14 protein-coding genes are annotated in these 14,947 nt (G+C 69.7%); 5 read left to right on the top strand and 9 right to left on the bottom strand.

The genetic code is table 11. From position 1 onward, the window contains the following. Positions 1-87: 87 nt before the first annotated feature. Positions 88-1,407: a carbohydrate ABC transporter substrate-binding protein gene (locus QSK32_RS35680; protein ID WP_285474401.1), complete on the bottom strand. Its 1,320-nt coding sequence runs from the start codon at positions 1,405-1,407 to the stop codon at positions 88-90. A 158-nt stretch (positions 1,408-1,565) separates the two neighbouring features. Further along, entirely contained in the window at positions 1,566-2,585 is a 1,020-nt protein-coding gene (locus QSK32_RS35675; protein ID WP_285474400.1) for a LacI family DNA-binding transcriptional regulator, read from the bottom strand. Between the two features lie 81 nt (positions 2,586-2,666). On the opposite strand from QSK32_RS35675, the gene QSK32_RS35670 reads away from it, so the two are divergent. Next, positions 2,667-4,472, top strand: a complete 1,806-nt coding sequence (locus tag QSK32_RS35670) for a glycoside hydrolase family 35 protein (protein WP_285474399.1) — start codon at positions 2,667-2,669, stop codon at positions 4,470-4,472. A 3-nt stretch (positions 4,473-4,475) separates the two neighbouring features. Here QSK32_RS35670 and QSK32_RS35665 read toward each other — a convergent pair whose 3' ends face one another. The 5 genes from QSK32_RS35665 to QSK32_RS35645 form a co-directional block, all read right to left on the bottom strand. Then, the gene (locus QSK32_RS35665; RefSeq protein ID WP_285474398.1) at positions 4,476-5,921 is read right to left on the bottom strand and encodes an ATP-binding protein; all 1,446 of its coding nucleotides are present in this window, start codon (positions 5,919-5,921) and stop codon (positions 4,476-4,478) included. 63 nt (positions 5,922-5,984) lie between these two features. Beyond that, a complete protein-coding gene (locus QSK32_RS35660) occupies positions 5,985-6,464 on the bottom strand; it encodes a hypothetical protein (protein ID WP_285474397.1) in 480 nt (159 codons plus the stop codon). Next, positions 6,461-8,119 carry an alpha/beta hydrolase gene (locus tag QSK32_RS35655; protein ID WP_285474396.1) on the bottom strand — a complete coding sequence of 553 codons (1,659 nt, stop codon included), beginning with the start codon at positions 8,117-8,119 and terminating at the stop codon, positions 6,461-6,463. The genes QSK32_RS35660 and QSK32_RS35655 overlap by 4 nt, the downstream gene beginning before the upstream one ends. Next, positions 8,116-8,388 (bottom strand): hypothetical protein, encoded by a 273-nt coding sequence (locus tag QSK32_RS35650; RefSeq protein WP_157411282.1) that lies wholly within the window; start codon positions 8,386-8,388, stop codon positions 8,116-8,118. Before QSK32_RS35650 ends, QSK32_RS35655 begins: the two co-directional genes overlap by 4 nt. Positions 8,389-8,551: 163 nt before the next feature. After that, positions 8,552-9,589 carry an NAD(P)-dependent alcohol dehydrogenase gene (locus QSK32_RS35645; RefSeq protein ID WP_045745295.1) on the bottom strand — a complete coding sequence of 346 codons (1,038 nt, stop codon included), beginning with the start codon at positions 9,587-9,589 and terminating at the stop codon, positions 8,552-8,554. A 210-nt stretch (positions 9,590-9,799) separates the two neighbouring features. On the opposite strand from QSK32_RS35645, the gene QSK32_RS35640 reads away from it, so the two are divergent. The 3 genes from QSK32_RS35640 (at position 9,800) to QSK32_RS35630 (ending at position 11,369) form a co-directional block, all read left to right on the top strand. Then, positions 9,800-10,585: an RNA-guided endonuclease InsQ/TnpB family protein gene (locus QSK32_RS35640; protein ID WP_285474395.1), complete on the top strand. Its 786-nt coding sequence runs from the start codon at positions 9,800-9,802 to the stop codon at positions 10,583-10,585. After that, positions 10,471-11,022 carry an RNA-guided endonuclease TnpB family protein gene (locus QSK32_RS35635; protein WP_285474485.1) on the top strand — a complete coding sequence of 184 codons (552 nt, stop codon included), beginning with the start codon at positions 10,471-10,473 and terminating at the stop codon, positions 11,020-11,022. The genes QSK32_RS35640 and QSK32_RS35635 overlap by 115 nt, the downstream gene beginning before the upstream one ends. 125 nt (positions 11,023-11,147) lie before the next feature. After that, positions 11,148-11,369, top strand: coding sequence for a hypothetical protein (locus tag QSK32_RS35630; RefSeq protein ID WP_045745297.1), 222 nt, complete (start codon positions 11,148-11,150; stop codon positions 11,367-11,369). 45 nt (positions 11,370-11,414) lie between these two features. On the opposite strand, the gene QSK32_RS35625 is transcribed toward QSK32_RS35630, so the two are convergent. Next, positions 11,415-12,389, bottom strand: a complete 975-nt coding sequence (locus tag QSK32_RS35625; protein WP_045745298.1) for a glycerophosphodiester phosphodiesterase family protein — start codon at positions 12,387-12,389, stop codon at positions 11,415-11,417. A gap of 96 nt (positions 12,390-12,485) precedes the next feature. Further along, positions 12,486-12,692 carry a hypothetical protein gene (locus QSK32_RS35620; protein WP_157411283.1) on the bottom strand — a complete coding sequence of 69 codons (207 nt, stop codon included), beginning with the start codon at positions 12,690-12,692 and terminating at the stop codon, positions 12,486-12,488. A gap of 131 nt (positions 12,693-12,823) precedes the next feature. Between QSK32_RS35620 and QSK32_RS35615 the strand changes: the two genes are divergently transcribed. Beyond that, entirely contained in the window at positions 12,824-14,824 is a 2,001-nt protein-coding gene (locus QSK32_RS35615) for a serine/threonine protein kinase (RefSeq protein WP_285474394.1), read from the top strand. Positions 14,825-14,947: the final 123 nt, after the last annotated feature.

Raw genomic sequence — 14,947 nt, 5'->3', positions numbered from 1 at the left:
CGTGCCGGGTCCTCGGATCGCTGGAGGGTGCGGGGAAGTGGGCCGGCGGCGGTCCCCGGGGGGGCCGGGACCGCCGCCGGTCCGGTACTACTTGCCGGCCTGGCGCAGCTTCTCGCTGGCGTCCTGCAGGGCGGCCTGCCACTGGTCCTCGGTCTTGTCGCCGCTGATGATGCTGTTGGCGGTGTCGAAGAGGGTGCCCTTGATGTCGACGCCCTCGACCGGTGCGGTGCTGGCGAAGCCGCCGACCAGCGCGGAGACGTCGGCGTCCTCGTAGAGCTCGTAGAAGTCGGCGTTCTCGGCCGGGACGCTGGTGACAATGCCCTTCACCGGCTGGATCGCGTTGGACGCGGCGAAGATCTTCGCGGCCTCGTCGGAGTAGAGGTAGGCGACGAAGTCCTTGGCGGCGTCCTTGTTCTTGGCGCCCGACGGGATCCACACCGACTCGACCGAGGTGGTCAGGTACCGCTTGCTGCCGGCGGTGACGGCGGGCAGCGGGGTGAGACCCCAGGCGAAGCCGTCGGCGCGCGGGGCGTCCTTCATCTCACCGACGATCCAGGTGCCGTTCGGCATGAACAGCGCCTTGTTGTCGAGGATGCTCTGCTGGTTCTTGGTGAAGTCCTGCTCGTTGGCGTAGCCGACGGTCGTCGGGGCGGCGTAGCTCAGCAGCTTGGTGGTGATGTCCAGGACCTGCCGGGCCTGCGGGGTCTTCCACACGTCCTGCTGGTACGTCATCACCTGGGTGTAGAACTCCTCGCCGCCCACGCCGGCGAGCAGCGCGAAGAAGTACGAGTCCAGGTAGCCCGCGGTCGGGTAGGTGAAGAGCGAGATGCCCTTGGCCTTGGCGGTGTCGCCGAGCGCCCACATCTCGTCCCACGTCGCCGGCACCGCCCAGCCGTTCTGCTCGAACAGGCCCTTGTTGTAGAACAGCCCGGTCGGCGCGTAGTACATCGGCAGCAGGAAGGTCTTGCCGTCGCCGTACGGGTCGGTGTTGAGGTTGCCGACGATCCCGGCGGTCAGCTTGTCGGCGACCGTCGTGCTCTCCCCGGGGACGGTGGTCTGCAGGACCGGGGTGAGGTCCTCGATGGCCTTGTCCTTGATCAGGGTCTCGGTGAGCGCGGCCTTGCGGCCCTGCCCGAGCACCACCACGTCGGGGAACCTGCCGGCCTTCATGTTCGGGCTGATCTCGTCCTCGATGCTCTTCGAGATCTGCAGCGTGACGTCGAGGTCCGGGTGCTTGGCCTTGTAGGCGTCGATGACCTGCGTGTACATCTCACGCCCGTAGCCTCCCTCGAGGGCGGCGACGCTGAGCGTGGTGGAGCCCGCGCCCGCGTCGTCCGAGCCGGAGCAACCGACCAGCAGGCCGAGCGCGGTCAGCGCGGCGCCCGCCATGGCAAGGGTCCTCTTCATGGTTATGTGGTCCTTCCCGTGGCCGCATGCCACGAATGCGAGCGAGAACCGGTCCGCTGGCGGCCAGGAGAAATACACGGCCGCGCCGGACGTTGTTACCGTGGCATCGATAACATGAACGCGCAAGACCCATTTACCGATCAGCGGCCGCAGCCCTGTTACAACCTCGGTACCGCGGTCGACGATCGCACCGAGAGTAACGGCGGTTCGATCACAACGTCATCGACCGGGTCCGGCCCCTGCAGCAGCAGGCTCACCGCCGCGGCCCCCGACGCGTAGAAGTCCTGCCGGACCGTGGTCAGCGGCGGCGCGCAGTACGCGGCCAGGGCGATGTCGTCCACGCTCACGATCGACACGTCGTCGGGCACCGTCCGCCCGCGCTCGCGCAGCGCCCGGATGACACCGAACGCCATCTCGTCACTGGCCGCGAAGATGGCCGTGACCTCGGGGATCATCGCCAGGATCTGCCCCTGCTGGAAGCCCGAGTCGGGCGACCAGTCCCCCTCCAGCACCGGCGGCGCCTCGACACCGGCCGCGGCCAGGCACTCCTGCCAGCCCTGCCGCCGCTGCCGGGCCTCGATCCACTCGTCCGGGCCGGCGACGTGCCACACCTGGCGGTGGCCGAGGTCGAGAAGGTGCTGCGTGGCGACCCGGCCGGCCTCACGCTGGTCGATGCCGAGCACCCGGGCGCCGGCGGTCCGCGAGCCGTCCACGGTGACCGTCGGGATGTCGCGGGTGATGTCCTCCATCTTCTGGGTCACCGAGATCAGCGGCACCGCGATGACGATGCCGTCGACGCCCTGATCAGCGAGTTTGCCCAGGGAACGCTCCATCAGCCCGGTGTCGAGGCCGGCGATGGTGGCGATGCTGACGGCGTAACCGGCCTCGCCGGCGGCGGCCTCGACGCCCGCGGTGACCGCGGAACGGGAGTAGTAGCCGCCGGACTGCAGCAGGACCAGGCCGATGGTGTGACTGCGCCCCGAGGAGAGCATCTTGGCCGCGCTGTTGAAGCGGTATCCGAGCTGCTCGACGGCGGCGAGCACCCGCTGGCGGGTCTCCGGGTTGACGTTCGGCGAGTCACGCAGGGTCCGGGAGACCGTCTGCGCGGACACGCCCGCGGCCCGGGCCACGTCGGCCATGCTCGGCTGCCTCATGGCACGCGTGGTGGCATCGGTCATGCGCGGGTCCTTTCTGGGCGCTCGGGACGCCTGATAGTACAGCCGTTGTTAGAAATGGCATCGATAACATAGGCTCGCGCCGTGATCGAGCTCCCCGCGCCGGAAGTCATCCCGGCCCCGACGACCACGGCCCTCAGCTGGGGCGGCCGCCGCCTGTTCCGCCGCGGCGAGCCGCATCAGATCCTCTCCGGGGCGCTGCACTACTTCCGGGTGCATCCGCGGCTCTGGCGCGACCGGATCCGGCGGCTCGCCGGCCTGGGACTGAACACCGTCGACACGTACGTGCCGTGGAACTTCCACCAGCCGCGGCCCGCGTCGGCGCCGGACTTCACCGGCTGGCGCGACCTGTCCGCGTTCCTGTCCCTGGTCGCCGACGAGGGACTCGACGCGATCGTGCGGCCCGGGCCGTACATCTGCGCGGAATGGTCCAACGGCGGCCTGCCCAGCTGGCTCACCGCCCGCGACATCGCCATCCGCAGCTCCGACCCCGGCTTCACCGGACCGGTCGGCCTCTGGTTCGACGACCTGATCCCCCGGATCGCCGCACTGCAGGCCGCCCACGGCGGGCCGGTCGTCGCCGTCCAGGTGGAGAACGAGTTCGGCAGCTACGGCGACGACCACGACTACGTGCGCTGGAACCGGGACGCGCTGACCGATCGCGGCATCACCGAACTGCTCTTCACCGCCGACGGCCCGACCGACCTGATGCTCGACGGCGGCACCCTGCCCGGCACCCTCGCCGCCGCCACCCTCGGCTCCAAACCCGAAGCCGCCCGCGACCTGCTGCACTCCCGGCGCCCCGACGAACCGTTCATCGTCGCCGAATTCTGGAACGGCTGGTTCGACCACTGGGGAGAACGCCACCACGTCCGCGGCGTCGACAGCGCCGTCAGCACCCTGCGCGGCATCGTCGCCGACGGCGGCAGCGTCAGCATCTACATGGCCCACGGGGGGACCAATTTCGGACTGTGGGCCGGCGCCAACTCCGACAACGGCACCCTCCAGCCGACCATCACCAGCTACGACTCGGACGCGCCGGTCGCCGAGGACGGGACGCTGACGGCCAAGTTCTGGGCCATCCGGGAGGCGCTGGGTGGGGGCGGGGCTTTGCGCGTACCCGAAAGAATGCCCACCCTGCCGCCGCAGACCCTGAACCTGGACCACCGCTCGGGCCTGCTCGCCGGCCTGCGGCACCTCGCCCCGCAGGCTTCACCGGCACCGCGCCCGGCAACCTTCGAACAGCTCGGGCTGGACGCGGGCCTGGTGCTGCACACCGCCCTGCCGCGCATCCCACCCGGCGATCACACGATCAACCTTCATGGGGTACGCGACAAGGCACTCGTCTTCCTCGACGGCGCATTCGCCGGTGCCGTGGGCCCGGGAGACGCCTCCCTGCCCGTGCGGGGCTCCGGCGCCCGCACCCGCCTGGAGATCGTCGTGGAAAGCCTGGGCCGGATCAATTACGGTCCCGGGGTCGGCGCCCACAAGGGCCTGACCGGCCCGGTCCTGCTCGACCGGCGCCTGGTGCAGGGCTGGCGGAGCGCGCCGCTGGACGTGCCCGCCTGGACCGCCGCCGACCTGGCCTCCCTGCCTGCCGGCGCCTCCCCCACCGGCTTCTTCCACGCCGACCTGGAGGTGACCTCGCCGGCGGACACCTTCCTGGCCCTGCCGGGCTGGGGCCGGGGCCTGCTCTGGATCAACGGCTTCCTGCTGGGCCGGTACTGGGAGATCGGCCCGCAGGTGACCCTGTACTGCCCCGCACCTCTGCTCCACCCAGGACCGAATCAGATCACCGTGTGCGAGTTCGAGCACGCCGGCGGCCCGCTGGAACTGCGCACCGAGCCGGAGTTGGGCCCCACCGAGGAATACATCGAGGAATTCGACTGACGGTCAGGCCGTCCACGCCCCCAGCACGTCGTCCGGCCCCCACACCAGGTCCACCGCGTCGTCCGGCAGATCCACTCCCGACCGGCTCACCACGACCAGACCGCCGACGCCCGGCTCGAAACCCGGGATCAGCGGGGCGTCGCGCACCAGACCGGCCAGGTGATGCCGGTCGAACGCCCCGTCCTGCCACTTGATCGACCCGGCGAACGGCACCCGCGACGCGACCGGCATCCGGTCGGCGCCGACCAGGTCGATCTCCGGGTTGGCCTGACGGTTCCACCAGCCGCCAACCTCCAGCACGTCGTCCCACGGCAGGCCGCCATCGCCGCCGGCCCGGGCGAGCGCCTCCCGGACCAGCGGCTCGACAGCAAGCCCGCGCCAGGTCGACCACCGTCTCGCGATGATCGTGCGGGCGGCGGCCTCCCGGTCACGCCGGACCAGGTGGTGGACCTCGCGGAGCATCGCGACGTAGAGACTCAGGTTGGTATCGGCGATCCGGTACACGGCGAGTTTGCTGGGCCGGGTGGACAGCGGCCGGTCCACCGCCACGATCTGCTTGTCGTCGGCAAGCCGGCTCAGCACGGGCGACAGCGTCCCGGAACTGACCGGGTTCCCCTGGGCCCCGGCGTCCCTGGCGATGTTCGTGAACGTGCGGCCGCCCTGCCCGCCGATCGCCTCGAAGACCCGGCTCGACATGTCAGCCAGCGGAAACTCGGCCGCCAGCGCCGCCTCGGGCACGCTGAACAGCGGCGACGTCTGATCGGTGAGCTGCCGCTCGAGGAAGTCCGCGGCCGGCATGCCGCTCCCCCACCGCCGGACGATCCCGGGCAGCCCGCCGGTGATCAGGTGCGCGTCGATGGCGTCGGCCCCCGTCAGCCCGGTCTGCCGCGCGGTCTCCGCCGGGTTGAGCGCATGCAGGACGAGGTTGTCCGCGCGACCGTAGAACGGCCTGTCGTACTCGGTGAACCGCTGCATCATGTGCAGGTCACTGCCGAGCAGCAACAACAGCACCGGCTTGCGCGACAGCAGGCGGTCCCAGGCCACCTGCAGATGACCGTCGAAGGTCGTCTCCTGCTCCGACAGCCAGGGCATCTCGTCCAGAACCACGACACTCGGACTGTCCGGGAGAACCTGCGCGAGCAGCTTGAACATGTCGCCCCAGTTGGCCGGGGCGACGCTCGGCAGGGTGTCACCGGCCCGGCCGACGGCCAGCGACGACTCCCGCAGGGCCTGGAGCAGATCGCCGATCGCATCGGTCGGCGACATGCCCTTCACCGCCTCGTAGAAGCAGTACGGCACCTCGGAACGGTCGCAGAACTCCTGCACCAGACGTGACTTGCCCACCTGACGCCGACCGCGGATCGCAACGGACTGTCCCTCGCCGGTCACCCGAATCCGCTCGAGCCGATCCGCGAACAGATCGAGTTCCCTGCGTCGCCCCACGAACATCGGCCACTCCGAAGTCAGATCACATCTTACTTCGGCCGAGTCTACCTTCAGAGGCGCGCCCGCTCAGGGACGCCCGAAGCACGGCGAGTGGACGAACACCGCGAACCCATCCGGACTGGCCGTTTCCATGTCGAGGTTGAAGCCATCCGTGGACGTGGCGGTAAGGACTCCGCGGTCGGCCCCGACGGTGCGATCGTCGGTGAGGGTGTATCCCTTGGCCACCCAGTCGGCACGCAGCCGCTCCAACATCTGCAGATGCGTCCCACTGGTAGGCGGATCGATGTTGTAGACCCCGCGATAGCTGACCACGTCGTCGCCGGTCTCGCCAAAACGGCCCGTGCACGGATACGGACCGATCGACGGGTCTCGCAGCGGCATTCCCACCAGCGTGGCGATCGCTTCGGCATGCTCCTGCACCAGCCGCGTCGCCTCCGATTCGCTCTTGGTCTCCACGGCACTTCCTCTCAAAAGAACGATCGATGTCAGGACGACGACGACCACAGCGACAGCGGCGACGGCCGCCACCCGCGCTCTCACGGTCATCGCACATTCTCCGGACGTTCGCCGCTGTTCAGCGTGACGAGGTCGTACTGTCCGGCCAGGATGCGGGCCTGGTTACTGAGACTCTCACTGCCCGCATCCCAGTAACTGGTGTGGCCATCGGTGTCCGCCACCCAGTTGTTGCCGCCGAAGGATGCGTCGGTCGGTGCGATCCCGTGCAACTCGTCGAGACCGTATTCGGCTCCGGCAAGAACGATCGGCCCGGCCGCCCCGAAGGCGATCCCCGCCGCAATGCCGCTCCACGGACGTGCGTTCCCGGCTTCGGCCACCGGATCAGTACCGGACGCCCCGGCCCAGACATGGCGCGGATCAGCCATGAGATCACCGGCGCCGGCAACGTGCATTCCCGGACTGCCCGCCACCACGATGTCGTCGACGGGCAGACCTCCCGTCTTGGCCGCTTCGCCCACCACCGTGGTTCCGTAGGAGTGCCCCATCGCTACGAGGTGCCCGGGCTCGCCCTCATGAGTAGCCCGCAACCCCTGCACGAAGCCCAGGTACGGATCGCGTCCCGCCTTCGAGCGGTCCTCCTGGAGCACGGATACGTTGTCCAGGTCGGGAGCGTCGTAACCCAGCCAGTACACGGTGGAGACGTCACCCTGACGGTCGCGGGTGAGAGCGTCGGCGGACTCGTTGAGGCTCTTCATGCGCAGCATGTTGTCGTCCATGCTGCCCCACAGCGTCGTGCTCAATCCCGGCACCCAGACGCCGGTGTGGCGGGCGGTGTCCGGGTTGTTGACGGCAATGACGACCTTGCCGTGGCCGTCGTAGGCGGTGGTGTCGAAGCCGAGCAGGAAACCCGACTCCCCCAGGCCCTTCAGCGTGTCCTCGATCTTGTAGACCCGCTGCAACTGCTCGTTCAGATCGGAGTTGGCGTCCCATGAGCCGCCGGCATTGAGGCGCTCGATGAGGTCTTCCTTCTCGTGCTGGAGGGCGGTCCGGTTGGCCTTGTCGCGGTCGATGGCGGGTACGCCGTCGAGCCAGCCGACTGTCTGCGGGAAGTCCCGCATCGCCTGGTCCTGCTGGTCGCGGGTGAGGCTCTCCCACCAATCGTGCACCTGGGCCGGCGTACGCCCGGACTGCGTCGCAAGGTCGGCCTCGGTGATCGCCGGACCTGTGGTGCCGCCGAAGCCCGAGCCGAGGGCGGGCACACTGGCGTCCAGTTCGGCGCTGGTCTCGCGGTCCAGGGCGTAGGCCCGTTCGAGGACCTCGGTGAGCTGGCCGGCGTAGTTGCGGATCCGCGCCTCGACCCGGCGAACGTCCGAGGCGTCGTCGACGGTGCCGGCGGCGGCCGACACCACGCCGGTGCTCATGTCGATGTCGAGTCCTTCGCGGGCCGCGTCGGCCCGGATGTCGGCGAGCATGTTCTGCAGGCTGCGCACCGTGTCGGCGTGGGTCCGCAGAGCGCGGCTGATCCGCTGGCACGGTTCGTGGGCGTTGGAGGCCTCGGCCCGCAGCCGGCCACTGCGTTCCTCAGCCTCGGTGCCGGTCGGCCAGACATAGGGCAGTTCCCCCGCGGCGGCGACGTACTTCTCGAAGCCGTTGTCGAGGCCGACGGCGAGCCGTGCCCATGCTTCGGCGGCCGAGGTGAAGTCGGCGGTGCTGGTTTCGGCGAGTGCCCGCAGGGTCAGCGTCATCGGCCCGTCCCGCGGTAGATCTCGGCCGCCGACTGCTCGTCGGCGGCTTGGTAGTCGTCGGCGTCCCGGACCAGGTCGGTGCCGAACTGTTCCACCCGCTGGGAGAGGTCGGTCAGGTAGTCGATCCATCGCAGCGCGGTGCGGGTGAGTTTCCGGCCGGTGTCCCACTCCGAGGCGGGGCCGGTGACGAACAGCCGGCCGTCCTCCTTGCCGACCGCGTCCCGGACCGGAATGACCGATTCCTGAACTGCCGAGCCCGTTTTCCGCAAGCCGTCGGGATCTACCTGTACGCCGGTATCCAGCACGTCTAACTCCCCGTGATCAACAGACGTGAGAGGTTACGAGTGCTGATTCACTTTTTACAGCCGCAAGTGGCTGATGCCACAGAGCCCCCGCCGAGCGCACCGGCGAGGGCCCTGGAGGAAGGGGATGTCAGGGCACGAAGACCGCGCGTCCCTCGATCTCGCCGGCGTCCAAGCGGCGGTAGACCTCCGGCGCCTCCTCCAGCGGATACGTGGTGACCTTCGGCTTGACCAGGCCGGCCGCGCCCAGTTCGAGCACCTCGGCCAGCTCCGGCAGGCTGCCCCAGTAGGTCGACTGGAGGCTGACCTCATAGGGGACACCGAAGAAGTTCCACGGCAGCGTGCCCGCCGCGGCGCCCACGATCGTCACGTCGGCGAGCGGGCGGGCCACCTTCATCGCCAGGTCGATCGTGCCGGCCGCGCCGACGAAGTCGACGATCAGGTCGGCGCCCCGGCCGCCCGCGGTGGCCGCCCGGACCGCCGCGGCGGCGTCGTCGCCGGCCGGGACGACCAGGTCGGCGCCGCACTCCTCGGCCAGTTTCAGGGCGGCCGGCTTGCTGTCGATGGCGATCACCGTGGCGGCGGTGATCGCTTTCAGGATCTGCACCGCGATGTGGCCGAGGCCCCCGGCGCCGATCACCACGGCCACGCTGCCGGGCAGCAGCTTGTCGCGGGAGCGGCGGATCACGTGGTACGGGGTGAGCCCGGCGTCCGCGAGCGGGGCGGCGGCCACCGGGTCCAGTCCGTCCGGAAGCGGCACCAGCAGGCGGGCGTGCGGGACCAGCATGTATTCGGCGATGCCGCCGTCCACGCCCAGTCCGGCGCCGCCGCCCTTGACCGGGGCGTTGCCTTCGCAGTAGTTCTCCGCGCCGGTCCGGCAGCGGGCGCAGTTGCCGCAGCCCCACGGACCGTAGACGGCGACCGCCTGGCCCACGGTCAGGCTGTCGACGCCGTCGCCGAGGGCGTGCACCCAGCCCGCGGTCTCGTGTCCGAGGGTGAACGGGGTGCTCCAGCCGGGCATCGACTCGGCGTGGGAGACGTGCAGGTCGGAGTGGCAGGCGCCGGCCCCGCCGACCTTGACGAGGACCTGGCCGGGGCCGGGTTCGGGCACCTCGACCTCGGTGACGACGGGTTCGCTCTGCCATTTCATCAGCCGTACCGCGCGCATGATTACTGTCCCTTCCGTCTCATAATCAAGATCACCGTACTCCCGTACGGTTAGAAAGTTGCGCCTTCAACAAAACTGCGGACCAGATCACTTCATTCAACGGGTTTCTTTCGTGAAGACCCCCGGCTTCGGCCGCAGGGAGGAAACAAAAGCCGTACAGCGGACACCGAGTCCGGCAGGCTCACCAGTGAAAGCCATGGTTTGTGAGGCGTGAAGAAGCAGGTGAAGCGGGCTTTCAAGTTCCGCTTCCATCCGACCGATGCGCAGGCTGCTGAGCTTGCGCGGACGTTTGGCTGCGTCCGTAAGGTCTACAACCTCGCGCTGGCTACGCGGTCGCAGGCGTGGACGCTGCGGCAGGAGCGGGTCAACTACAACGCGACCAGCGCCATGCTCACCGTCTGGAAGAGGACCGAAGACCTGGCGTTCCTCAACGAGGTGTCGTCGGTTCCGCTCCAGCAGTGCCTGCGGCACCTGCAAACGGCGTACACGAACTTCTTCGCCAAGCGCGCCAAGTACCCGCGCTTCAAGTCCAAGAAGCAGTCCCGGAAGTCGGCTGAGTACACCACCAGCGGGTTCCGGTACCGCGACGGCCGCCTCACCCTGGCGAAGATGGCCGAACCGCTCGACATCGTATGGTCGCGGCCCCTGCCGGAGGGCGTGGCGCCATCGACGGTCACGGTGTCGCTGGACACGGCGGGCCGATGGCACGTATCGCTGCTCTGCGACGACGTGATCGAGGCTGCGCCCGCACCGAACGCCGCTGTCGGCGTCGATGCCGGGCTCGACAGCCTGCTCATCCTGTCGACCGGCGAGAAGGTCACCAATCCGCGTCACGAGCGGGCCGACCGCGCCCGCCTCGCCCGCGCGCAGCGCAGCGCAGGCTGGCACGCAAGGCGAAAGGCGATGACGCGAAGAACCGCGCCAAAGCCCGCGCCGCGGTCGCCCGGATCCACGCCGAGATCACCGACCGGCGCAGGGACCACCTGCACAAACTGACGACTCGTCTCGTTCGTGAAAACCAAACGATCGTGATCGAGGACTTGACCGTGCGGAACATGGTCAAGAACCACAGCCTCGCCCGCGCCATCTCCGACGCGGCATGGCGACAGTTCCGCACGATGCTGGAGTACAAAGCAGAATGGCACGGCCGCACCGTCGTCGCGGTCGACCGCTGGTTCCCCTCCTCCAAGCTGTGCTCGATCTGCGGTGCGCCGGCCGAGAAGATGCCGCTGAACGTGCGGTCGTGGACGTGCCGGTGCGGCACCGTCCACGACCGCGACATCAATGCGGCACGCAATGTACTCGCCGAGGGGCTCTCGGTGATTACCTGTGGAGGCGGTGTCAGACCTCAACGGGAGAACTCCCGGACGAGGCAGTCGTCTACGAAGCAGGAAACCCAGCGGACGACCGCTGGAATCCCCCGCCGCCCTTAGGCATGGGGAGGATGTCAACGGTCTCAGCAGGCGTTTCGTGAGCGGCGTCCCCCGAGGGCCGGAGCGCCCTTTTTGATCAAGTAAGCTCCGCCGGAATCGAAGATCCATTCTGGACGGGAGAAACCATGGCAGTCACCGCTGACCTGACGAAGATCGTGGACAAGGCCTGGCAGGACAAGAGCCTCGAGGAGATCCTCGACGCCCCGGTGGAGGCCCTGGCCGGCGTCAGCGAGAACGGCGGCAAGCTGATCCGTGACGCGCTCGGCATCAAGACCATCGGCGAGCTGGGCCGCAACAAGTACTTCCGCGCCGCTCAGGCCCTCGCGGCCCTGAAGGACGCCAACTGACCTGAGGGGGCGGGGCGGTTCGTTATGCGGCGGCCGCCCCGCCCCTCATGGTCCGGCCAGCGGCGCGATCACGTTGACGCGGTTGGTCCACAGCCAGCCGGTCCAGCCCGCCGGGACCGCCGCCAGATCAGCGGGACGGTCGAATCCCTCCGACCACGGGCCGTCCCCGGCGACCAGCACCACCCGGGTGTCCACCGACCGCATCCGGTCGACGAACAGGTTCGGCCAGCCCCAGAGCGCCCGCCCGTACCGGTGCGGCAGATGCAGCTCGGTGTGCCGGCAGACGTCGGGCACATAGCCGGTCCAGCCTGCTCCCACGTACCCGAGCAGGCAGTTTTTCATGATTTTTCGTGAGGTCACCCGGAGCGTGGGCAATCGCTGCCGCACCACATCCACCCCGATGTCCCCACCGTAGACACTCATCGTCGCCAACCGCTCGGCCGGCAGCGTCGCCAGGTAGGCGGCCAACCGCTCACCCTCGGCGGCCTCGTCGTTCTTGAGATCGATCAGCAGCTCCCGGCCGGGGAACGCGGCGACCACCTCACCGACCGTCATCATCAGACCGGTACCCCTGCCACGCAGCGGATAGGTCACGCCGCCGTCCGCCGTGTAGCCGTAGCCGAGGTCGAGAGCCCGCAAATCCTCCAGCGTGTGCTCGCCCACCCGCCCGGTCCCGTCGGTCCGGCACTCGAGCGTCGCGTCGTGGAACACCACCAGCTTGCCGTCCGCGGTGGCCTGCACATCGAACTCGATCATGTCGGCCCCGGCATCCAGGGCGGCCCGCATCGACGGCAGCGTGTTCTCGATGTAACCGTGGTCCGGCGGGTGGATCAGGCCCGCCGTGCAGGTGTCACCGTCCACACCGTCGAGCGGGAAGGTCTGCGCGACCCCGCGGTGCGCCAGCAGCTGTGGCACGCCGCCCTGGTCACCCCAGAGCGCCGAACTGTTGCGCACCCACAGTCCACCGGCCACCACCCCGATCACCAGACCCGCGACGCCCAGCCGTCTCCTCCAGCCCATCCCGGCAGTCTGTCAACACCGATCAATCCCCGGCGTCCCGACGCACACGAGGCCGGCGTGAGCCGGGAAGGCACCCCTCGTCGAAGCGGACGTGGGCTACATCGAAGTCGGCTGTAGCGATCGGCAGTGACCCTGGGGTCGCGCCGGTGGGGTGACCGCGACCACGTCGTGGGTGGGCTGGGCGAGCTGGGCGCGCTCGTCGTCGTCGAGCAGGTAGCGGTACGGGCAGAGCGCCGGTCCCGGGGCACTGCAGGCGCCGCACGGCCGGCCCGGATCGACGACGCAGCGGTCCTCGGCATTCATCGTCGTGCCCTCCCTCGCCCCTTGACGGCTCTGCTCCAGCTTCTCGCGGCGGGGCCCGGTGAAGCAGAGTCCAAGGTCCCCCCGGAGGGGGCTAGGGTGGATCACTCATCGATCTACCGGGAGAGGACTTCGTGACGACTGCGCTGCAACCGGGTGACCCGCGGCGGCTCGGCCGCTACGAGATCGTCGCCCGGATCGGGGCGGGCGGGATGGGCTCGGTGTTCCTCGGTCGCGCCCCGGGTGGGCGGCAGGTCGCCATCAAGGTGATCCGGCCCGAGTTCGCCGGCGAGGACGAGTTCCGCGGACGGTTCCGCAGCGAGGTGGCGCGGGCCCGGCAGGTGCCGCCGTTCTGCACCGCGGAGGTGCTCGACGCCGATCCGGAGCATGCCACGCCGTACCTGGTGGTGGAGTACGTGGACGGGCCGGACCTGGCCGACGTGGTCAAGGGCAACGGCCCGCTGGCCGGCGGCGCGCTGCACAGTGTGGCGGTCGGGGTGGCCACCGCGCTCGCCGCGATCCACGGCGCCGGGGTGGTGCACCGTGATCTCAAGCCACGCAACGTGCTGTTCGCGCTCGGCAGCCCGAAGGTGATCGACTTCGGGATCGCGCAGGCGGTCGAGGCGACCAGCCGGCACACCCGGACCGACATGATGGTGGGGACGCTGGCGTACATGGCGCCGGAGCGGTTCGATCCGGAGACCGACCATCTGGTGGGCCCGCCGTCGGACGTGTTCGCGTGGGGCGCCGTGGTCACCTACGCCGGGACGGGCCGGACCCCGTTCGCCGGGGACTCCCCCACGATGACGGCGGCGCGGATCCTGACGCAGCCGCCGAACCTGACCGGTCTGCCGCCGGCGCTGGCGGATCTGGTGGCGCTGACCCTGGCCAAGGACCCGGCGGACCGTCCGACCGCGCACGAGTTGCTGGACCTGCTGCTGGCCACCCGGACCGGGGACGTGTTCGAGGGCGCGCCGCCGACGGATCTGGCCCCGGGGCTGCGGCGGGCGGCCGAGGCGGCGCAGCACACCGGCCGGTACCGCACCGACCCGGGCGTGCCCGGCGCCCCGAAACGTCGCTGGCCGAAACTGATCATCGGTACGGCGGTGGCCACCGTGCTCGCCGCCGCGGCCGGGGCCGGTCTGGCACTGACCGGGCGCGACGACGCCACACCCGTGTCGATGGAGTCGGCGGCCCCGGCCGTCCCCGTGCCGTCGGCCGCCACGCCGGTGATCCGCGGCCCCGCGGTGATCGACTCACTCGCCCGGCAGGGTCAGTGGTACGACGGCGCCTTCGACAACGGCGCCTGCGAGGTGGAGGGGAGACTGACCGCCACTGTCAAGTCCGGGCGGATCTGGTGCCCCGGGCCGCAGACGGCCTTCGGCGGTGACCAGACCGTCGCGGTGGACGTGACCCTGACGAGAGCCGGGTCGTGCGCGCTGATCTGGCTGCGCTACGACGAGCCGAACGGCTACCGCCTGGAGCTGTGCCCGGGGACGGCGTCGTTCGGCATCGACTTCGAGGGCACCGTGACCACGCTGGCGTCGGAGAAGTCGGACGTGCTGGTCACCGGCGAGCGGATGCCGGTCGCCGTGGTGGTCGAGGGCTCGACCACCACGGTGACCGTCGACGGCACCCCGGTGCTGACCGGCCCGATGACCGAGCCGGCGTTCGCGGCCGGCCGGGTGATGCTGGGTGTGGCCTCGTCCGCGAAGGCCGCCGCGACGGTGACGTTCGCCGACGCGGAACTCCGGTCGGTGTCGGCGGACAGTTCGGCGGCCGGGTTCCCGGACCTGACCGAACCGGACGTCGAGGCGACCGCGCTCATCCGCAACATCTACGACACCGTGCACTCGGTGACGTTGGAGAGCGTGATCGTCCGCGGGTCGGGCGCGAAACGGACCGTGGAGGGCAGCCGGACGATGGTCACCCTCGAACTTCCGGAGAGCGCGAAGTTCTTCGCGCCCGAGAAGGACGGGAAGGGCTGCTTCGACGCGAAGACGGACGTCGCGACCTGCCCGGTCCAGGAGGAGTCGTTCGAGGGCTGGCTGAACCGGCAGAGCGGCCCGGCGCCGGTCCAGGTCCGCATCCGCAACGGCAAGGTCGTCCGGATGGCGGCCCTGGACATGTCTTGACTTCTCCCCGCCCTAAAGGACGGGGATTCCGGCGGTCGCCCGCCGGGTTTCCTGCTTCACAGCCGACCGCCCCGAACGGAGATTCCCCCGTTGAGGTCTTACACCAGCTCCACAGGCAGACAC

Origin of the sequence: Actinoplanes sp. NBRC 101535, assembly GCF_030269225.1 — a bacterium.
Lineage (GTDB): Bacteria > Actinomycetota > Actinomycetes > Mycobacteriales > Micromonosporaceae > Actinoplanes > Actinoplanes rectilineatus.
This window is presented reverse-complemented; position numbering and strand designations above follow the sequence as displayed.